The organism is Candidatus Epulonipiscium viviparus (assembly GCF_000171335.1).
GTDB classification, from domain to species: domain Bacteria; phylum Bacillota; class Clostridia; order Lachnospirales; family Cellulosilyticaceae; genus Epulonipiscioides; species Epulonipiscioides viviparus.
On sequence record NZ_ABEQ01000027.3, the window covers coordinates 1 to 20915 of the forward strand.

General features: G+C 40.8%; 20 protein-coding genes. 10 read left to right on the forward strand and 10 right to left on the reverse strand.

The features are described from left to right. The 5 genes from EPU_RS05235 to EPU_RS05255 all read left to right on the forward strand — a co-directional run. Positions 1 to 613, forward strand: a 613-nt coding sequence (locus EPU_RS05235; RefSeq protein WP_010167356.1) for a molybdopterin-binding protein, incomplete at its 5' end; no start/stop codon positions are given. Positions 614 to 634: 21 nt separating this feature from the next. Further along, a complete protein-coding gene (moaC, locus tag EPU_RS05240) occupies positions 635 to 1102 on the forward strand; it encodes a cyclic pyranopterin monophosphate synthase MoaC (protein ID WP_010167357.1) in 468 nt (155 codons plus the stop codon). Next, positions 1083 to 1574 carry a molybdopterin-guanine dinucleotide biosynthesis protein B gene (gene mobB / locus EPU_RS05245; RefSeq protein WP_010167358.1) on the forward strand — a complete coding sequence of 164 codons (492 nt, stop codon included), beginning with the start codon at positions 1083 to 1085 and terminating at the stop codon, positions 1572 to 1574. Before moaC ends, mobB begins: the two co-directional genes overlap by 20 nt. Positions 1575 to 1580: 6 nt before the next feature. Next, a complete protein-coding gene (moaA, locus tag EPU_RS05250; protein WP_083792567.1) occupies positions 1581 to 2534 on the forward strand; it encodes a GTP 3',8-cyclase MoaA in 954 nt (317 codons plus the stop codon). 1 nt (position 2535) lies between these two features. Continuing rightward, on the forward strand, positions 2536 to 3459 hold the full coding sequence (locus EPU_RS05255) for an MOSC domain-containing protein (RefSeq protein WP_010167360.1): 924 nt from the start codon (positions 2536 to 2538) through the stop codon (positions 3457 to 3459). Positions 3460 to 3470: 11 nt separating this feature from the next. Here EPU_RS05255 and mobA read toward each other — a convergent pair whose 3' ends face one another. Further along, the gene (gene mobA, locus EPU_RS05260; RefSeq protein WP_010167361.1) at positions 3471 to 4037 is read right to left on the reverse strand and encodes a molybdenum cofactor guanylyltransferase; all 567 of its coding nucleotides are present in this window, start codon (positions 4035 to 4037) and stop codon (positions 3471 to 3473) included. 175 nt (positions 4038 to 4212) lie between these two features. Between mobA and EPU_RS05265 the strand changes: the two genes are divergently transcribed. The 4 genes from EPU_RS05265 to EPU_RS05280 all read left to right on the forward strand — a co-directional run bounded on the left by EPU_RS05265 (position 4213) and on the right by EPU_RS05280 (position 8972). Beyond that, positions 4213 to 6285 carry a molybdopterin oxidoreductase family protein gene (locus EPU_RS05265; RefSeq protein ID WP_010167362.1) on the forward strand — a complete coding sequence of 691 codons (2073 nt, stop codon included), beginning with the start codon at positions 4213 to 4215 and terminating at the stop codon, positions 6283 to 6285. 27 nt (positions 6286 to 6312) lie between these two features. After that, positions 6313 to 6723: a 4Fe-4S dicluster domain-containing protein gene (locus tag EPU_RS05270; protein WP_010167363.1), complete on the forward strand. Its 411-nt coding sequence runs from the start codon at positions 6313 to 6315 to the stop codon at positions 6721 to 6723. Next, on the forward strand, positions 6720 to 7955 hold the full coding sequence (locus EPU_RS05275; protein ID WP_010167364.1) for an NAD(P)/FAD-dependent oxidoreductase: 1236 nt from the start codon (positions 6720 to 6722) through the stop codon (positions 7953 to 7955). Before EPU_RS05270 ends, EPU_RS05275 begins: the two co-directional genes overlap by 4 nt. 69 nt (positions 7956 to 8024) lie before the next feature. After that, on the forward strand, positions 8025 to 8972 hold the full coding sequence (locus EPU_RS05280; RefSeq protein WP_010167365.1) for a TDT family transporter: 948 nt from the start codon (positions 8025 to 8027) through the stop codon (positions 8970 to 8972). Positions 8973 to 9038: 66 nt separating this feature from the next. Here the strand turns inward: EPU_RS05280 and EPU_RS05285 are convergent, their stop codons facing one another. After that, complete coding sequence (locus tag EPU_RS05285; RefSeq protein ID WP_010167366.1) at positions 9039 to 10049, reverse strand: LacI family DNA-binding transcriptional regulator; 1011 nt, start codon at positions 10047 to 10049, stop codon at positions 9039 to 9041. A gap of 253 nt (positions 10050 to 10302) precedes the next feature. Between EPU_RS05285 and EPU_RS05290 the strand changes: the two genes are divergently transcribed. After that, the gene (locus EPU_RS05290) at positions 10303 to 11592 is read left to right on the forward strand and encodes a glycoside hydrolase family 125 protein (RefSeq protein ID WP_029488061.1); all 1290 of its coding nucleotides are present in this window, start codon (positions 10303 to 10305) and stop codon (positions 11590 to 11592) included. A 51-nt stretch (positions 11593 to 11643) separates the two neighbouring features. Here the strand turns inward: EPU_RS05290 and EPU_RS05295 are convergent, their stop codons facing one another. The 8 genes from EPU_RS05295 to EPU_RS05330 form a co-directional block, all read right to left on the reverse strand. Continuing rightward, on the reverse strand, positions 11644 to 12411 hold the full coding sequence (locus tag EPU_RS05295; RefSeq protein ID WP_029488062.1) for a DeoR/GlpR family DNA-binding transcription regulator: 768 nt from the start codon (positions 12409 to 12411) through the stop codon (positions 11644 to 11646). A gap of 37 nt (positions 12412 to 12448) precedes the next feature. Beyond that, positions 12449 to 13531 (reverse strand): hypothetical protein, encoded by a 1083-nt coding sequence (locus tag EPU_RS05300; protein ID WP_010167369.1) that lies wholly within the window; start codon positions 13529 to 13531, stop codon positions 12449 to 12451. Beyond that, positions 13528 to 14940, reverse strand: coding sequence for an FAD-binding oxidoreductase (locus EPU_RS05305; protein ID WP_029488063.1), 1413 nt, complete (start codon positions 14938 to 14940; stop codon positions 13528 to 13530). The genes EPU_RS05300 and EPU_RS05305 overlap by 4 nt, the downstream gene beginning before the upstream one ends. A gap of 29 nt (positions 14941 to 14969) precedes the next feature. Then, a complete protein-coding gene (locus EPU_RS05310; protein ID WP_010167371.1) occupies positions 14970 to 16469 on the reverse strand; it encodes an FGGY family carbohydrate kinase in 1500 nt (499 codons plus the stop codon). Between the two features lie 15 nt (positions 16470 to 16484). Further along, positions 16485 to 16841, reverse strand: coding sequence for a DUF1667 domain-containing protein (locus EPU_RS05315; protein ID WP_010167372.1), 357 nt, complete (start codon positions 16839 to 16841; stop codon positions 16485 to 16487). Positions 16842 to 16862: 21 nt separating this feature from the next. Further along, complete coding sequence (locus EPU_RS05320) at positions 16863 to 18104, reverse strand: NAD(P)/FAD-dependent oxidoreductase (protein ID WP_029488064.1); 1242 nt, start codon at positions 18102 to 18104, stop codon at positions 16863 to 16865. 13 nt (positions 18105 to 18117) lie between these two features. Then, positions 18118 to 19773 carry an NAD(P)/FAD-dependent oxidoreductase gene (locus EPU_RS05325; RefSeq protein WP_010167374.1) on the reverse strand — a complete coding sequence of 552 codons (1656 nt, stop codon included), beginning with the start codon at positions 19771 to 19773 and terminating at the stop codon, positions 18118 to 18120. 219 nt (positions 19774 to 19992) lie between these two features. Beyond that, on the reverse strand, positions 19993 to 20859 hold the full coding sequence (locus EPU_RS05330) for a hypothetical protein (protein ID WP_010167375.1): 867 nt from the start codon (positions 20857 to 20859) through the stop codon (positions 19993 to 19995). Positions 20860 to 20915 lie beyond the last annotated feature (56 nt).

Consider the following 20915-nt stretch of genomic DNA (forward strand, 5'->3'; position numbering starts at 1 on the left):
TTGCTGCTGGCAAATTTATAATAGCAATAGGTATATGATCGAAGCAAGGTTAAAAGATTTGGGGGCCGAAGTAACGGTTCTAGAAAATATTGTAGACGATGAAGAGGCAGTTGCCGCGGCGTTGGTCGCAGTAGCAGATAGCGTTGATATTATCGTAACAACTGGCGGAGTTTCGGTAGGTGAGCGAGATATTATGCCCGCGGCATTTGAGAAAATGGGAGCCACGCAATTGTTCTGGAAAGTCAAAATTCAGCCGGGMACTCCCGTGTTGGCGGCAAAATTGAGGAACGTATTGCTTATAGGGCTCTCTGGTAACCCATTTGCCAGTCTTGTTAATTTCGAATTATTGGTTCGCCCAGTAATTGCACATGCTGCACATGACCCGAGCCTAAACACAACTACTGCAACGGCAATAATGGCCAATACGTTTCCCAAGAAGACGACAAAGAGACGGTTCGTAAGAGCAATATACGCAGATGGGCGAGCTTGCTTACCCGATAATCATTCTGGCGGTTCGCTATATACGATGAGCGTCTGTAATGGGTTGGTCGAGATCGCGGAAGGAACAAAATCGTTGGTAGCGGGAGATAGAGTAAATGTGATATTGCTATAATATAATTGGGAGGAAGATTCGATGTTTACACACTTTGATGAGAAGGGAAATGCCGTTATGGTTGATGTTTCGGCAAAAACAGAGACGAATCGAGTGGCTGTCGCGCAAGGAACAATCTATACAAACTCGGCTGTTTACGATGCGATAACAACAAATCGTATTGAAAAAGGAGACGTATTGAATGTTGCGCGAGTTGCTGGGATAATGGCCACCAAAAAGACGGCGGAGCTGATACCGATGTGTCATCCGCTGTTAATATCAAAAGTTGCGATCGACTTTGAATTTGATGCTGCCGCGTTAGCAATAACAGCCTTGTGCACGGTAAAAATATCGGGTAAAACGGGAGTTGAGATGGAAGCGTTAACTGGGGTCAGTGTTGCATTACTGACGATTTACGATATGTGCAAAGCTGTTGATAAAGCTATGAAAATAGGAGATATATTTTTAGTAGAAAAGCAGGGTGGAAAAAGTGGAAACTACAAAGCCTAATGTTATTGCAATAAGTGGTGTAAAAAATTCTGGCAAAACAACGTTAATCGCAAAAATTGTGGCAGCGCTTGCGTCGGAGGGATATAAAGTTGGTGTAATAAAGCATGATGGGCACGAATTTGCCGCAGACCATCCGGGAACAGACAGTCATAAAATAAAGATGGCAGGCGCCGATGCTGTTATGGTTTATTCTGCAACAAAGCTGATGCTCGTGAGGAATCTCGATGAAACGGTAGCGTTTGAAGACTTGCTAAAATATTATGCGGACATGGATTTGGTCATTGTAGAAGGAATGAAGCATAGTAGTTTGCCAAAAATCGAAGTGGTGAGCAATCATGCTAAAGCTATATGCACAGCGAATGTAATCGCAATTGCAGCTCCAGCTTCGGTTGCCACAAACGCCGCGAACACACCTATTATAGATCGCAACGATGTGAATGCTGTACTAAAATATATCAGAAAATTTATATAAAACGAGGTGATAGATCTGATAGACAAAGAGCAACGAGTTATTAATTATTTGAGACTTTCTGTGACGAATCGATGCAATTTAAAATGTATTTATTGCGTTGGGGCAGATAAATTTGAAGCCAAGTATTTGACTATAGATGAGATTGAACGTGTAGCCAACATCTTTGCCACACTGGGCATTACTAAGGTAAAATTGACTGGTGGTGAGCCGTTGATTAGATCAGATTTGGCAAATATTGTCAAACGATTGCGTTCTGCAGGGATGGTTGAAGTGACCCTAACGACCAACGGGCTATTGTTAGAGCAAAAGTTAACGACGCTGATTGCGGCCGGGGTGACCGCAATAAATGTGAGCTTGGATGCGATTGACGGGGCAACGTTTGAGGCATTGACAGGAGTTGCGGCAGTAAATAAGGTAATGCAAGCTGTGGAGGCTTCGGCAAAAGTTGTACCAACGAAAATTAATTCTCTCCTTATAAAAGGTACAAATGATTCTGAAATTGTACCCCTTATCGAATTTGCAGCCAAGGCGGGAGTTGCGATTCGATTTATCGAGCTGATGCCCATAGGTTGCGGAACGATCTTTGAAGGTGTTGGAGCAGATCAGGTGAAGGATGTAATCGCATCGAAATACGGAGAGTTGGTAGCATACGAAAAGCAGATTGGCAATGGGCCGGCTAAATACTTTTGGATAGAGAGCTTGGGAATTGCTCTCGGATTTATCAATGCGTTGAGTGATTGCTTTTGCGACAAATGTAATAGGATCAGATTAACTGCAGATGGATTTCTAAAACCTTGCCTACATTTTGGCCAAGGACTTGATGTGTACAAATTATTTGCATTATCTGATATAGAGATACTTGAAGAAATTCGCAACACTATATATAATAAACCTATAAAACATCATTTATTGGAAGGTATTTCTAATGAATCTAAAATGATGGTGCAAATAGGAGGTTAAAATGGGCAAAATTGTTAATTTATGTATAAGCGAAAATCGTGGAACAAAAAAAACTTCGGTTGCAGAAGTAGAATTTGTAGAAGACTACGGAATCAAAAATGATGCACATGCAGGTGATTGGCATAGACAAGTTAGCCTACTTGATGTTGCTAAAATAGAAGAGTTTAAACGAAAGGGCATTAATATATCTGCAGGAGACTTTGGCGAGAACGTTATAACTGAGGGAATTGACTTTAAGCAATATCGCGTGGGGACATTATTTAAAATTAATAATGCGATATTAGAAATCACTCAGTATGGCAAGGAATGTCATACCCGTTGTGAAATTTTTGATCAAACGGGAGAATGCATTATGCCAACCGAGGGAGTGTTTGCTAAAGTTATTGAAAGCGGGACAGTTGCAGTGGGCGATGAGATAGTAGAATATAAGCCGCTCACAGTTGCGATTTTAACAGCCAGCGATGCTTGCTCGAGAAATGAGCGTGCAGATATGAGTGGTGAGGCCGTTAGAGAAATTGTAGAATATGAAGGATTTAAGGTTGTCGACAAAGTTGTTGTTGCAGATGAAATAGCGTTAATTAGTGCCCAGTTAAAAAAATGGTGTGATGAAACAAAGGTGGATCTAATTATAACAACCGGGGGGACTGGTTTTTCGGTTAGGGATGTAACGCCAGAAGCAACGCTTGCAGTGATTGAGCGCCAAGCTCCTGGAATTACAGAGGCGATGAGAGCAGAGAGTTTGCAAGTTACTCCAAAGGCGATGTTAAGCCGAGCGGTTGCGGGCATTAGAGGGTTGACAATTATTGTTAATGTACCCGGCAGTGTAAAGGCTGTCAGAGAAAATTTGATGGCCATCATCGCCACGCTCCCTCATGGGATAGCAATCCTCAAAGGGTCTGTAAAAAATTGTGGTGAAGCACAATAGGTAGCGGAGGTTTAGCGTGATGCTATAAATTTTTGCAGGTCTGCTGGAGTGTTGATATTGGTGAGGGAAGCAACTTGCGCATCGGGTAAATCAACTATTGTTGCATCAGAAAATAGACTATATAGGCGATAATTTTTGGCGGCAATTTGTTTTTCTATTGCAGGAAGTAAGCGCTTAGAATAAATAGCGCCCAGGGGATATAGTCGTCTAGAATTATCTTGAAAAACAACGGCTGGGGCTGCTGGCGTAATTGCGTCGTACAGCAGCTGCGCTACTTGGGCACTAACAAGAGGCATATCGCAAGCGGTGACAAAAACATACTCCGTTTCTAATTGTTTGAGCCCGCTATATATGCCACCAATTGGACCGATATTTTTGTATTCATCCTCTATCAAATTGTAGGCTAAATTTGTAGCCAATGAGTTAACAGAAACATAGACCGGTGCAATTACTGCCAATTTTGAGGCGATAGAATCTACAAATGTGGTTTGATCTACCGTTAGAAACCCCTTATTAAAGCCGTTCATTCGCGTGTTGCGACCTCCCATTAAAATTAAGTTTGACAAATTGTTGTACATAAATATTTCTCCTTTGTAGATTTTATTATTATTTTAACCGTGATAAATTAAAATAATTTATACTGTAAAAAAACTTTTTGAGTTTTATAATTGTGTGATATATGGCATATAATAGAATTAGGACATGTCATTGTGTTCGCAAGATGCATAAATAAAGATATAAGGAGGATTGTTAATGACAGTAACTCAATCAACTTGCAATATTTGTTCGTTGGCTTGCAATTTAGATTTTCATGTAGAGGGTGACAAGATTGTTCAGGTTTTGCCTACCAAAGATTATCCGGTAAATAAGGGGTTTTCGTGTATAAAAGGCTTGATGATAGCAAAGCAACATAACGTCTTTAAGCCGTCTCCACTACCAAAGATTCGAAATGAAAATGGCCAAATGGAAGAAAAAGGATGGAAGGAAACTTATAAATACTTGACAGACAAGTTATGGAGAATTAAGGAAGAATATGGAGGAGACAGCATTGCAGTTATTAGCACGGGGCAACTGCCGCTAGAGGAGATGGCAATTTGTTCGCACGTGTTTCGAAATTTTCTGCGAGGAAATGTTGATGGAAATACCAGATTGTGTATGGCAACATCGGTTGTAGCTTATAAACAAAGCTTTGGRTTTGATGCGCCTCCATATACGCTAAATGACATCGAGTTATCGGATGTAATCTTCTTGATAGGTGCTAATCCGGTTGTTGCTCACCCAATTTTGTGGGATAGATTGCGTACCAATACACATAAGCAGCTGGTGGTGATTGATCCAAGACGCTCGGAAACTGCAGAGAAGGCGGATTTTCATTATGCGGTAAATGCGAAAACTGATATATATTTGTTTTATGGATTAGCCAATTTGTTAATCGAAAGAGATGCCATCGACAAAAAATATATCGAAGAGCATACAGAAAATTTTGAAGGATTTAAGGATATAGTTAAAGATTTTAGTATAGAGATGGTGGCCGAGAAAACTGGGTTGGCTGTTGCGGATATCGAGAATATGGTATCGCTAATTCAGAATGGCAAGAATGTATCCTTCTGGTGGACGATGGGTGTTAACCAAAGTTACGAGGGGGTTCGYACCGCACAAGCAATTATAAATCTGGCACTTATGACAGGAAATATAGGACGGCCTGGAACTGGCGCAAACTCGATTACTGGGCAATGTAATGCGATGGGGTCTCGCGCGTTTAGTAATACTGCAGGATTGTATGGGGGAGGAGAGTATGACGACGCTGCTCGTCGAAAAGCCGTTTGCGAGGCATTAAATATCATGGATAAACAGCTAATTGATAAGCCTACTTTGCCATACAATGTAATCATGGAAAAAGTTACATCTGGAGAAATTAAGGCGCTATGGATTGTCTCCACTAACCCGCGTCATTCCTGGACTAATAACGAAACGTTTGCTGCAGCAATAAAGAAGCTCAAATTATTTGTGGTTCAAGATTTATATGATGATACAGATACAGCCAAAGAGGCAGGAGTATTTCTTCCGGTTGTGCCGGGAACCAAAAAAACAGGAGTATATATTAATACGGAAAGACGTCTATCGGTAATGCTTCCGGTTCTTAACAAAGCGGAGAATGAGAAAACCGATTATGAAGTTTTCTACGAGCTAGGTAGAGAGTTGGGCATGGGTAGAATGCTAGACTTTTGGAAAACGCCAAAGGACGCCTTCGAAATCATGAAACAATGTTCTGCAGGCATGCCATGCGATATAACGGGTGTTACTTATGCGGCGTTGGCGGGCTCTGCTGGTATTCAATGGCCCTATCCAGAAGGAGCAGTACTAGGTTCTGATGAACGCAGACTGTTTGAAAATGGACAATATTATACTGCAAATAAAAAGGCGCGATTTATATTTGACAAGCCTGTAGATAATCCACTTCCTACCACGGCAAAGTTTCCGTATACGTTAAATACGGGTAGAGATACAGTAGGACAATGGCATACACAGGTTCGTTCGCGCGAGATTGCGTTGGCACAAGATTCGTATAGCAAAGAGGCGTATATATATATACATCCAGATCTTGCAGCGAAATACGGAATTGCTAATAATGAAAAATTTTTGGTATCATCGATAAATGGCCAATCAGCTAAATTTTTGGCAAAGATCAGCGACGCAGTAAAAATTAATCAGCTATACGCACCAATTCATTATATAGAAACCAACAAGCTAACGCCGTCGTTATATGATCCGTTCTCAAAGGAACCTTCATATAAGACCACGCCTATTGCTATTGCAAAGATATAGAAATGAATAGAAAGGAGTGAAACGAAAATGCGAAGAATTAAAATAGACCGTTCAAAATGTATCGGATGTTTAACCTGCGTTACTGCTTGTATTATAAGCCACGACAGCCTCGATGCGCGCAATCGTGTTGTAATTGATACCAATCAAACATACTCTCCGATTTTTTGTAGACACTGTACAGAACCCGAATGCGTATATACCTGCATGACCGGCGCGATGCATAAAGATAATGTAACCAAATTTGTGGAATACGAAAAAGATCATTGCGCTAGTTGCTACATGTGTATTATGGCGTGTCCATACGGAGTTTTAAAAAGTGATGACATCACGCATCAAAAAATAATGAAATGTGATATGTGTACACATCGTGTAAATGGACCAATGTGTGTAGAAAAGTGTCCTATGCAAGCAATTACGCTACAGGAGGTGTTTGGATGAGATATGTAGTTATTGGCGCGTCGGCAGCAGGAATTAATGGTGCAAAACGCTTGAGGGAACTAGATCCAAAGGCAGAGATTGTTCTTATATCCAAAGATGACGCTATTTATTCACGATGTATTTTGCACCATTATATTGCAAAACACAGAAGTCTGGAACAACTAAGATTTGTGGCACCTCGATTTATAGAAGAGCATCAAATTACATGGCTTAAGGGAGAAGAAGTGATAAAGCTAGATGCTCAAGCTAAGGTGATCGCAACAAAATCTAATAAGACCCTTTCGTTTGACAAGCTACTCATTGCAGCTGGCGGGCATGTACGATTTCCCGATATTCCTCATTTAAAAGAGGCAACCAATGCGATAGGGCTTCATAGTTTATCAGATTGCGCCGCAATTATAGATGCAGCAAAGCGCGCAAAAAGTATCGTCATAATGGGTGCCGGGCTTGTGGGAATAGATGCAGTAACCGCATTTTTGCCACAAATCAATAAGAAAAATATTACGTTGGTGGAATTAAAACCTCACTTGCTTGCCATGCAACTAGATGCCAGAGCAGCTTCAGTATATGAGAAGGCATTTGCAGATGCGGGTGTTAAGCAAATTTATGATGTAAAAATAGACAGTCTAACAGTAAATGCTAGAAATAAGATCAAAAAAATTCAGCTGAGCAACGGCGAGATTTTGCCATGCGATTTATTGGTGGTTGCATCTGGCACGGCCGCAAATGTGGGATTCTTAGCTGGGAGCGGCTTAAAAGTAGATAAATTTGGATTGGTCATTGATAAATATGGACAAACTTCGCATCCAGACATATTTGGGGCAGGAGATATAACAGGGCTCCACCCCATCTGGCCAGTTGCAGTTAAGGAAGGGATCATTGCAGCGAGTAATATGTTTGGCGTGTGCAAAGAGTTAGACCACTTCTTCATCAGCAAATCAACGATGAATTTTATGGATATTCCAACGATGTCACTGGGTACTCCAAATATAGAAAATTGTGAAGTATTGATCGATGAAGATAGCAAGGGAAATTACAAAAAGATTGTACACAAAGATGGCAAAATTGTAGGTGCAATTCTCCAAGGCAATTTAGATTATTCAGGAGTGTTGACCCAGCTGATTGCAAATAAAATCGATGTAAGTAAAGTAAAGAAGCCAATTTTTAAAATCAATTATGCCGACTTTTTTAAGCAAACTAAAGATCTCGAATTTATATATAAGTTAGATTAAAACGCAGTATTCAAATGACTTGCTACAGCGGAGGGTGCTGTAGCAAAAACAGGATAATAGGAGGATTTTATGAAACAATTAAAAAACATTGCAGTACCATTGCTACCTACTATGGTGGGTGTTGCAACTCTGTCAAACGTATGGAATATTATGGGATATACTTGGATTAGACACATCTGCATGGTTGCAGGAATATTTGTAATAGTTGGGTATGTAGGCAAAATTATCTTTCATTTTTCGACCGTCAAAAATGAGTATAATCAAGTGGTGCCGTCCAGTCTATATGCAGGCTTCACGATGCTTATGATGATCATTGGTAGCTATCTGTTTCCGTATTCAAACATTCTCGGCAAAAGTTTATGGGCAATTGGGCTAGGATTACATACAGTCCACCTAGTATTATTTGTTTACAAAAATGTTATCAAAAAGTTCGATATAAATACTTTTGTACCTAGTTGGTTTGTAACCCTTGCYGGAATCATGGTATCAACAGTTATTGGAGGGCCGATGAACGAGCCACTTGTAGGCAAAATCGTGGTATGCTATGGATTTATCCCAGCATTTATAATTTTGCCAATAATGATAGTGCGTCTTATAAAGTATCCAATAACCGATGGTCCGTTGTTTATGACAAAAGCAATACTAGCAGCACCGTCAAGCCTATTTATTGTCAGTGCAATTAACGTCTTTGCCAATCCATGGCCAATATTAATATACACTATGTACATTGTGCTACTAGGAACTTTAGTATATATTTTGATCAATATTCCAAAATTTTTCTCRTTTGAGTTTCATCCTGGTTTTGCAGGGGTAACATTCCCATTGGCAATAGCCTGTGTTGCGTCAAATAAGATGATTGGATTTTTAGCAGGGCAAGGCTTTGGTGACCTGAGTGCTGTAGTAAACGAAATCTTTGGCATACAAGTATATATCACAACCGCGATAGTGGCATTTGTACTATTTAAATTTACCATGATGATACCTATTCCTCATTTTAGAAGACTACATGGAAAATAAAAAGTTGCTCGTGAAATTAATAGAGTTATAGAGAGTTACTACCTATTAATTTTCGAGGGCATTATTCTATTGTATAGGTGGAATATTTTTTTCGTTGGCAATTCTTTCTTTGATTATTACTAAGTTGGCCGACTCAGTAGTACTACGAATGCGTGAGAGAAGAAGGTTAACAAGTTCTTGGGTTGTCTCAGAATAAGAGGCATAAGTGTAGCACATAGGAGGATGCATAAGACCACTAATATCAGAGCAATCATGCCCTATAATGCATATTTTATCTAAAAGATTGAGTTTGGATAATTCTGTCCATATGGTTATGGTTTGCCTATAAGAAAGGGCCACAAATGCAGTAATATCAGGATGTGTTGCTAGCAAAACCTTAATTTTCTGCGGATTTGTCATTGGCGCATTGGCTGCAAATACCAGCGACTGGTCAAATGGCAAATTTGCTTGTTCATATGCTTCTTTATAGCCGATAATGTCTGGGCTGATATCAATATTTTTAAAGCCAGCCAACATAGCTATTTTTCTGTGACCTTTCTTAAGCAACGCGGCTGTAGCTGTTCGCGAAATTGATAGCAAGTCAGGCATTACATGATCAAACTTCAAATTGGGGATGACGTGATCAAACTTATAGTCTAATAGCGTGTGTGAATATATTACAGTTGGCAAGGCGCTTTCCTTGATAATTGTATACACGTCCAAGTGATTGGTAAATGCTATTAGCCCGTCTACCCTATTGATCAAATGCGTTATGTGTTGCGTAAACGTAGCTTCATCAATGCTATGTTCTAAAACAATCATGTGATATCCTTGTGTCTGCAATTCTCGTTCTAATAGGGACAGTAAATTCATTATAAAATGATTGGTGAATGCAGAAATTAAAACTCCAATATACATAAACTTTTTTGTCTTAAGAGCCTGTGCCGTGCTGTTAAATTTGTAATTTAGTTCTTTGATAGCCACATCGATTGCTTGCCTCTTCTCTTCTGATACATTGGCCTTTCCCGATAAATAATTAGATACAGTGCCTAGACCAACTCCTGCTTCCCTAGCCACATCTTTCATTGTAATGGCCATAATACCATTCCTTTCTGCAAATAGTTCAATTTTATATAAACACATGATTGACAAATTTGATGAATATAATACATCTAAATTAATTTTTTTGATAAAAACTAGGAAAATCAAGGGTTATGAACTAATGTTTTTGAAACGTTTCGTATAATTTTAGTAATATATCGGTCTGTAATGTGTAAAATTGCATAAATTACCTATACATAAGCAACTCCTCATGCTATACTTGCCCAAAAACATGAAAGGTGGAATTTCTATGGATGAATTATTATCTCCAGCTATGGTGGATTTGATAAATGAAATAGAAGTAACTTTTGCTAATGCGCCAAAGTTGGTTAAGATGTTTAAACAATGCTATACCAATACGCTAAGTACTACTGTAACGTTATTGCCTGATAGAACAACCTATGTGATTACGGGCGATATCCCTGCTATGTGGCTGCGCGACTCCGCTTGTCAGTTGCGACCATACTATATTTTGGCGGCAAAAGATCTGAGCATCGCAGATACTATAGAGGGTTTAATTAGACGTCAGATGAAATGTATTTTGCTAGATCCATATGCCAATGCTTTTAATAAGTGTGACAACGGAAATTGCTATGCACAAGATGAGACTGAAATGAGTGGTTGGGTTTGGGAGCGCAAGTATGAGATCGATTCGTTGTGCTTTCCTATTCAGATGGCATATCTACTTTGGAAAAACACCGGGCGAACTTCGCATTTTGATAATATGTTTGTAGATACTGTAAATGTTATTATGGACACTTGGGTTGTAGAACAAAATCATGAAGAAAATTCACCTTATTCATTTATTCGTAGAAACAGTTATTTTACCGAAACTCTCTCGCGAGATGGCAAAGGAGCTCTTGTGAAACCAAATATAGGGCTCACCTGGTCGGGATTTAGACCTAGCGATGATGCGTGTCAGTATGGCTATCTCATTCCGTCGAACATGTTCGCTGCCGTGGTCCTTGGTTACGTCGCGGAGATAGCAGAAGTAATTTCAAACGATGCCCTGGGTGCGCGTGCCCTTTCATTGGCAGAGCAGATCAAAAACGGCATAGAAACATATGGAATAATTAACCATCACACCTTTGGCAAAGTTTATGCATATGAAGTGGATGGCTATGGTCAGTACAATCTAATGGATGATGCAAATGTGCCGAGYTTGCTATCGATTCCTTATTTAGGATATAGATCGTATGAAGATGAAGTCTATCAAAATACGAGAAAGATGATTCTTAGTGATGCGAATCCATATTTTTATAAGGGCTCTGCTGCCAAAGGCATTGGTAGTCCGCATACTCCGATAAATTATATTTGGCATATATCCTTGGCAATTCAGGGGTTGACAAATCCATCTCGAGAGTATAAGAAAAAGATTCTCAGCATTCTTGCCACGACAGATGGAGAAACTAATATGATGCATGAAGGTTTCGATGTAAACAATCCTAAAAAATTTACCAGAGAGTGGTTTTCCTGGGCCAATGCTATGTTTTGCGAATTATTGCTAAGCTATGGCGGGTACAATATAATTACATCTTAGATAGCAGCAAAAAAGCCTCTTGAGATATAAAATATCAATGAGGCCTAATTGCTACGGTATAAAAATTTGTACGTCATGAGTTTTGCAGTAGGCTTGATATTCTTCGGGCAGAGGTTTGTCTGTGACGATCGCGGTCATTTCTTTAATATCAGCCAACTTATACAACGATTTTTTGTCAAACTTACTATGGTCGGCAACCATAAAAACTTGTTCGGCAATGGAGAGCAAGATGCGATTATTCTCAACCTCCTCKATGGATGGGTGAGTTATTTGGTGATCTAAGTTGATTGCACTAACACCAAAAAAGCATTTATCAACACTAAAATTTTTGAGRTAGTCGTGAGAAATAGGAGTAAGAACCATTCCGGATTTGCCTCTAACTTTGCCGGCGGGAATATACACTTCCATTCCTGCTATCACAGAGGCTCGTGCAGCGATATTTATATTTGCTGTCACAATAGAAAGCGGAGCCTTTTCTTCCAAATAATGTAATATGCACTCCATAGTGGAGCCAGAATTCAATGCTATAACGTCGCCAGGTTGTATAAGGTCTGCTGCCACTCTTGCAATAGCGAGTTTTGCCTCGATATTAGCTTCTCGCTTTTTTAGAATAGTTTCCTCAACAATAGGTGATGAATGCGACTTTAAATAGGCTCCACCATATACAATTGAAATGTTAAAATCCAGTGCCAAAGCTTTGAGATCACGTCGAATAGTTTCTTTGCCCACTCCATAGTGTAATGCCAACTCTAATATATTTACCGAACCTTTTGTTTTTAGTGCGTCTAATATTTCTTGTCTGCGTGCAATAGAAAACATTTCGATCACTCCTTTTGTAACGCAATAGCCTATCTAATTATATAGCATCCAAATAGTAGGTTACTTTGCATTCCGCAAAAGCATCTTTGAGAATAGCATAAGCAGTGGGCTCAAATACCAAAATTTCTGCGGCGTTAGCCTCTTTTATATCGCGAATGGCGTCAGCCTTGATTGCCTCAACGATTGCTGGTGCCGTACCATACAAAGTATACTCTGCTGCAATTGGCTTTTGCCACATGGTAATTTTATTCGCTCGAGCATTGCCTTCGAGTAGTGGAATAAATTCTTGAGAGGTTCGCACCTGAACGTTTGTTTCGGCAGGTGTTAAGTTGTTGATTAATTCCGAGTTCATAAGGTAACGCGTATTAAAGCTACCTGCATATACATAGGTTCTGGCGGAAAGATCAATCGCATCTATTATCTCTGGCAAATATACTACTTCAAAATTAGGCTCGATGCCAACTTTTTTAACGAATGTTCGTAACATATATGCCGTCTGTGCGGAGAGTACCAAAACTTTTGCAACATTCAAAGAATTATATTTATCAACAAGCGCCTGAAGATGCATCGTACCGAGATCCACAAGTCCGTATGCGAAATAATCAAATCCAATTGCCTCCGCCTCTGCTTTGTTGGCAAAAGCCAATCCAGTTTTATTACAATAATTGGCAAAAGAGGCTGCTGCACTAGTGACAGAAGCGGTGTTTGCATCTAGCAAGATTGCAGTATCAGAAGTTGTATCTACCGGGAGATCCCAAGGTATAAAAGTTGGCAGCGGAGTTGCGGTAAACGCGGCTGTTGCCGGAGATTTATAGCCCTTTTCGAGTAGCATGGCCCTTGCCAAAATAGTAACGTCGGTACAGTTTTCTGGGCACTCACCAAAATTTTGCCATCGCTCGCCTTGTCTAGATAAAATACTGGTAAATATGATTTCTCCAGCATAATCAGAAAGCGGCATCTCATCTTTAAAAATAGCTCGTGCAATTTGTAGCATACGAGATGGATACTGATGCATCATGCGAGTTGCCCTAAACTCAGGAGAGTAACAAACAGCCTGATCCATGTGAATAACCTGCTGATTGAGTTCTTGCGTATAATTTTCTAATTTAAAGTTTCTCATAATCCAAGCACTCCTTTATTAACTAATCCTTTGGGATCAAGGGCATCCTTAATCGCCTGCATAACTTCGATACCAGTTTCGCCGTGTTCACCAACGAGATATTTAGCCTTCGCCTTGCCGCTTCCATGGTGGTGCGAAACATTTCCTCCATATTTGAGACTGGTAGAAATGGCAACTTCCAAGCATTGCTCATATCGCTTGGCACCCTCAAAGTCGTCGCCACCTGTTTCGGCATGAAAAATAACATAAACACTCGCACCTGCGTGATAAACATGAGAGAAGTGACAGTCGATACCAGTACAAAGAGGTTCTAGAGCCTTGCGCATCTCTCGCCATACATTAACGATGCAGTCCCAAGGAGCCGCAACCTCTATGGCATCTGCAGTTCCTCCGCGCATAGCATCGTGGTCGAGCATCTTCTTGGTGGAAAATCTAGAGTGAAACCAGTGCTCTCCGGCTTCGGTTCCCTTGCTAATTCCTCCATGTGCCAAGCAATATTCAGCAACCAATTCTCTTTCCAAATCCACTTGTTTTGCAAGCCCCTCATATCCTACAATTAAAATCACATATCCCTTYTCGTAATTAAACTTTTCGATGCGCGGAATTGCTTCTTCTTCATCATAAAGTCGAATAACAGCCGGGCGGACGTTGTTCTGGATAAAGAGTCTAATCGCTGTTAGCGCAGAAACTGTATCAGCAAAAGTAAAGGCTTCGAAATATCTTTTTTCTGCAACAGGATATATTTTTAATTCTGCCGCAGTAACGATGCCATAAACGCCTTCAGCTCCCAAAAACAGCTGATCGAGTTCGGGGCCTGTAGATGCTTTTGGAGTTGTGTGGCTGGTATATATATGTCCATTAGGGAGAACCACTTCGAGCGCATGGATCATATCATCCATTTTTCCATATTTGGTAGAAAACGTACCTATTGCTCTAGTAGAAACCATTCCTCCGAGCACCGCGCTTTGGAAAGACTGCGGATATTGCCCACAAGTAAAGCCTCTCTCGTTTAGCAAATTCTCAAARTCGGCACCGGTCAGTCCGGCACCTCCGCGAGCCGTTCCGTTAATCTCGTTAATTTTGAAGTCACGCAACCTTTTTATATCAATCATAACYTCTTCGTTTTCTGCGATACTTCCGCCAACAATTCCAGAGCCACCTCCAAAAGGAATAATTCCGATTTCAAATTGTTCAGAGAGCGTCACAATAGCTGCAACCTCGGCAGTATTATTAGGCATTAATATTGCAGACGGAAGATAAGGGTACGGCCCTTGCAGCAACCACTTATATTCTAGTGGATAGCATCCATGGGCATATACTAGCCTATCCTCCATTCGTTCTAATATKGTTACATCGGGTAGATCTTTTCGTATTTGGTCCAAAAACGGACGCACATTTTCTTTTCTCATTATAACAATCCTTTCTATGGGCTTATCTCTTAGCCTTCGTTGCGTTGAATCATATTTAAGCAGCGGCGGACGCGGTCGGTCCAAATTTTATATCTATCTTCTCTATCTGCAGAAGACATGTCGGGTACAAATATTTTGTCCACTGCCATCGCGTTTTGCAAATCCGCTTCGGTCCAAAATCCTGTATATAACCCTGCCATTTGTGCAGCACCAAGCGCTGTTGCTTCAACAGAGGCCGGGCGCAATACTTCCACATCTAGCATGTCTGCCATTCTCTGGGCAACGAAGTTATTTTTTGAAAGGCCGCCGTCGATGCGAATTTGATTAAGTTTAACTTTGGATTCGAGTTCGATTGCGTTCAAAATATCTTTCATACGATAGACGATGCCTTCTAGGGTAGCGCGAACAATATGCGCTGTTGTAGTACCTCGGGTAATGCCAAACAATGTTCCGCGGGCCGAAGAGTCGTGAAACGGAGCGGATAATCCGGATAATGCTGGAACAAAGATTACGCCATTGGAGTTTTCCACACTGTTGGCCATCGTTTCGCTCTGGGCAGCGTCTTCTATAACTTCGATACCGTCTCGTAGCCATTGTACTGCAGAACCAGTAACTGATTCGTAGCCCTCGAGGGCATAAGTGATTTTATCGCCTATTTTCCATGCAATCAAGGTGTTTAAACCTTCGTTTGAAAAAATTAATTTGCTGCCAATATTGATATCGAGAAATGACCCCGTGCCATTTGTAATTTTTGCGCTCCCCGCGTTGCGACACCCTTGCGCAAACAGAGCAGCATGCTGGTCGGCAATGGCGCCGTTTATAGGAATCGGTATGCCAAACAAATTTGGGTATGTGCAACCATAATCTCCAGAATCGTTTACGACTGTTGGATATATAGAAACGGGAACGCCCAGATAATCTAAAAATTCGGTATACCATTCATCGTTTATGAGGTCGTAGCTGCCGGTTACAGAAGCATTGGAGTAGCTGATAGCATGCGTTTGGCGACCGGTTAAATTCCAAATCAGCCAAGTGTCGATCGTACCCATTAACGCATCGCCCCGAGCTATTGCTTCGCTAATTGCAGGAACATTTTCGATATACCATTTCATCATCATCGATGTATACACAGGTGCAAGTGTCCATCCGGTGTGAGTTCTGGCTTTTTCACCCCATTCCGTTTCGTTAATTTTTTGACATTCTTCGGTGGTTCTAACATCTTGCCAAACTATAGCATTATAAAACGGTTGCCCGGTAATCTTGTTCCAAACAACGCAGGTTGCACGCTGGGTGGTGATGCCAATAGACTCGATTTCCTCTGCAGGAATGCTGGCACTTTCCATTGCCTGTCTACACACCTGTATTGTCTTTTCGTAGATTTCCATCGCGTCATGCTCAACTTTGTCTTCTGCAGGAGTATACTGAGTAAATTCCATATAACTTTGAGATACGATTGCAAAACGTTTATCAAAAATTAAAGCGCGAGTGCCGGTGGTGCCTTCGTCAATCACTAAAATATACTTTTTCATAGTTTTCAACCCCTTCTATAAAACGGATACGGTCTTTGCGGAGATGATATCAACTCCTGTATCTGCTATATTTGCGACGATGAGATCGCCCTCCTTAACAGGTGCCGTCAATTTTAGTTTATACAAAATGTCTAGGCATTTTCGAAGCTGATTTTTTGGCAACGCAGCACTGCTAATGACAGGCAACAGCGGATGAGTACTGTTTTTTATCGCAACTGTTGTAGTTAGCATTCGTACTGGATTAGTGTATTCGTTTTTAGCATAGGTTTCGCCGCGTTTACATGTGTTTCCTGCAACAGATAGCTCGCCGGCAGTATCGGTTAAGGTTAAGTCGCAACTTAGCGGGCACACTATACAAATGTATTCTTTCATATTATGCTCCTTTCGGGGGTTTTATATAGATACTACATTTACTTTTAAATCGCCAGATGCTATTGCGTTTGGAGGCAAATCAACTGCTATCATTTCGGGCGGTGTCGCAAATCTCTCACGTTTAGAAACGATAATTTTGTCGCCACACACAACTTGAACATCAACTTTCTTCATAGTTTTTCGCACCCGTAAATACAATTTTGCGTGGTCATCGCTAGCTACCAAGTTTTGCGGAAATACAAATGATACGTTATCTCCTGCAATAATTTTAAAGCTCGGCATTACAGCTCGCTCTCCACGTAAGTATTTAACAGCTCCCATGGCGGCCACTTCACCGGTCAGCGATACATAATCTACTAAATCGAATACAGCACCGACATTTCCCGCAACGAAAATCCCTTCTGCAGAACTCATCATCGTAGTATCTACAATTGGTCCTTTTGTAATAGGATCGAGCGCTATTCCAGCATTGCGACTCAATTCGTTTTCGGGAATTAGCCCCACAGATAATACTAGCAGATCGCAAGGTATATATCGCTCGGTTGATGTGATTGGAGTACGCGTTTCGTCAACAGCTGCAACAGTGACTCCTTCAACTCGTGATTTTCCATGAACTGCAGTGACCGTTGTCGCAAGATGGAGGGGGATCTCATAATCATCTAAGCACTGGGCTTTGTTGCGTCTAAGTCCACCAAGATTTGGCATAACCTCATATACTCCTTCAACTTCTATGCCCTCCAGAGTCATTCGYCTYGCCATAATCAGGCCGATATCTCCAGAACCCAAGATTACCGCCTTGCTACCTGGTTTGTAGCCTTCCATATTTATATATCGTTGAACAGCACCAGCGGTCATAACTCCTGCAGGACGCGTACCCAAAATTCGTACTTGTGGACGGGTTCTCTCGCGGCATCCCATGGCCAAAACGACAGCTTTTGCTTGAATCTGAATCAATCCGTGATTTGAACTYACCGCAACAATTTGTTTATCTGCTGTRAGTTCGAGTACCATCGTGTTACAATAGACTGGAATATTATATTCATGAACCAAATCAATAAATTTTTGCGCATAGGCACTTCCGCTAAGTTGCGTCCCAAATCGATGCAACCCAAATCCATCGTGAATACATTGCTGTAAAATTCCGCCAAGCTCAACGTCGCGTTCCAATATTAATATATCACGAAGTCCCAATTCATAAGCTTTAATAGCAGCAGCCAATCCAGCTGGCCCGCCTCCTATAATTACTAACTCTACTTCTTTCATAGCAACCTCCCGCCTAGCTTCTAGTTTTTTCGAACAAAATTTTGGATGCGCCACCCTTTAAAGTAACTTCGAGTGGTGAAATGTTTAGCTCTCTTGCCAAGATTTCTAACACTCTGCTACCACAGAATCCACTTTGGCATCTGCCCATACCGGCACGTGTGCGGCGCTTTATGGCATCGACAGTAGTGGCAGGAACAAGGCCATGTATAGCATTAACTATTTCGGCTTCTGTAACGCTTTCGCATCTGCAAATAATTCGACCATACGCACTGTCTTCTGCAATTAACGAAGCTCTCTCCTCGGTCGAACATTCTCGAAAAGCTTTTGTAAACTTGTGGTATGGATTATAGTCTGGATTTAGAGCTACATTGCCAAGCTGTGCTAATGTGAGATTTACCACTTCTTCTGCAATGGCCGGTGCCGATGCCAAGCCTGGAGACTGGATGCCAGCAACATGAATAAACCCCTTGATGCGTTTGGAAGATTCAACAATAAAATCTTCGCTAAACGTCGCAGCTCTGTTGCCACTAAAATATGTGATCAAAGTATCAGCAGAAATATTTTTGGTAAGTTCCAAACCTTTGTTCAATATAAAATACAAGTCATCGCTGTCTACACCCAAATCTTCTTTATCGGGAACTTCTTTTGCAGAAGGGCCTAAAAGAAGTGTTCCTTCGGGAGTCTCTTGAGGGCCGCCACCTTTGGTGTAATTGCTTGGAGCCTTTCCAGCAAATGTATGCAATTTTCCTTTATTTTCCTTATCGAGAATAGCGATGGTGCCGCGTCTAGGGTGAATGGTATAAAACTCGTCTCCTGCCATTCGAGCAACTTCATCTGCATAAAGTCCGGCACAATTGATTATCACTCGAGCTTCGATAATCCCTTCATTTGTAACTGCAGACAAAATATCATCTTCTGTTAAGATGTCAAAAACCTCGGTATTCAGCCAAAACTGTGCGTTATTTTTGATAGCATTCTCGGCAAGAGCCAGGGTCACCTCATATGGCTCAACGTAACCGGCAGTGGGAGTCCAAAGCGCTCCAATAATTTCGTCACTCAAATTTGGCTCAATTTCTCTAGCACGTTCGCCACTAATAATTTCAATGCCTGGCACGCCATTTGTTACGCCGTTTTGAAACAACTCTTCTATTACTTGCATATCATCGGAATTGAAGCCACAAACAAACGAACCGGTGCGATTAAAATGGAAATCTAATTCTGCGGCCCACTTGCTATAGAGCGCATTTCCCTTAACTCCAAACTTTGCTTTTAGGCTATTTGGTTTAGTGTCGTATCCCGAATGAATCATGCCGTTGTTGGCTTTGGTGGTGCCTTCGGAAATATCAGAAGCCTTCTCGACAACAAGAATAGAAATGTCGTATTTGCTGAGTTCTCTAGCAGCAGCACAGCCTGTCACACCTGCACCAATTATAAGCACGTCGACACTTTTGGCAACGCCTTTTGCTATATAAGGAGCAGTATCAACAGACTCTTTGCATACATCTTCGGGAGTTTTAATATGGCTTAGAACATTTTTAACTGCAGGAAGTTTAGCGGCCTTGTGGCATAAGTCTATCATTTCTTGCCAGCTGCCTAAAGTTCCAGTTAAGTGTAGCGTATCATCTTCTAATGTATAAGAAACACTTTTGGGTAAAAAATCTATGGTCACTTAATCACAACCTCTCAACTTTATGTTTACTTTATGTTTACTTTATATTCATGTTATATCAACATTATATTAATATGTTTTGGTAATGTCAAGTCAAACGTTGRGTTTTTATATTTTGAAACATAAATTTGTACATTGTAAATAAATTGATGCCATATTGTTTGTATATAATTTTGGTAGTCGAGAAGCCGATTGCGTGCCCTCAACTACCAACGGTGATTAGTCGTTGATTATAAAAACGACTTCTTGAGACTGGCCATTTTCCAAATTAAAAGTTAGTGTAAAATTTTTAACCCCAGACGGAATGCCAATATATATTGGTTGCGCATAAGCAGCAGTTGCTTGGGTTTCTGCTGAAGCCGCAACAGTAGCCGGTATTAAAGTATGTAAAGTAGCCGATGCAACTTCTTCTCCAGAGAAAAATGCAACTTCAAAATCAATCCAGCCATCCAAATCTGCTTCGTATTCAGCTTCAAGGTAATCGGCTATTTCTACTGTAAAAGAAATTCCCTCAGTATCAGTTAAAAACTCCTGTACAAATAATTGGGTTTGTGCAAGGGCATCTGCGATACCGGTGACCTCATCCAAGGCAAAGTCCAATTTTTGAAATTCTGCTACTAGCAAAGCTAAAATTTCCTCATCGGGCGATGCGATATATTCGGCAGCTCTAATTGGTGTAACGCAAGGATTGGTTGTGAGAACGGTTTCCTCATCGATAAGCGTGATAATATAGGTATATTGCCCGTCGGCACCTGTCGGATGATATTTAGTTCCTGCAGAGGCTTTTTGAAAATCAATATCGGTAACAATAATTTCGATATCATCATATGGCTCAATAATATTGCTCAAATATCCAACAACGGCTGCGTGGGCAGTTTCTATATCAATAGCTTCGAGCTGAGTTAAAATTATGTTAATTTCTTCTATAATAAACATTAGCGTTTCGATTGCTGTTGATGCGACGACAGTTTGACTGGGCGGAATAATTCCAGTATCTGGGGCTTTAGTATTAGAGTATACTGCTATTCCGGTGGAAAGAATGGAACCAGCAACAAAGGGTACGGCGATTTTTTTGTTCAATCTCATATGTGAGTCACTCCTTTTAATAGTCTACATATTAAATGATATTCTCTAGACCAAAA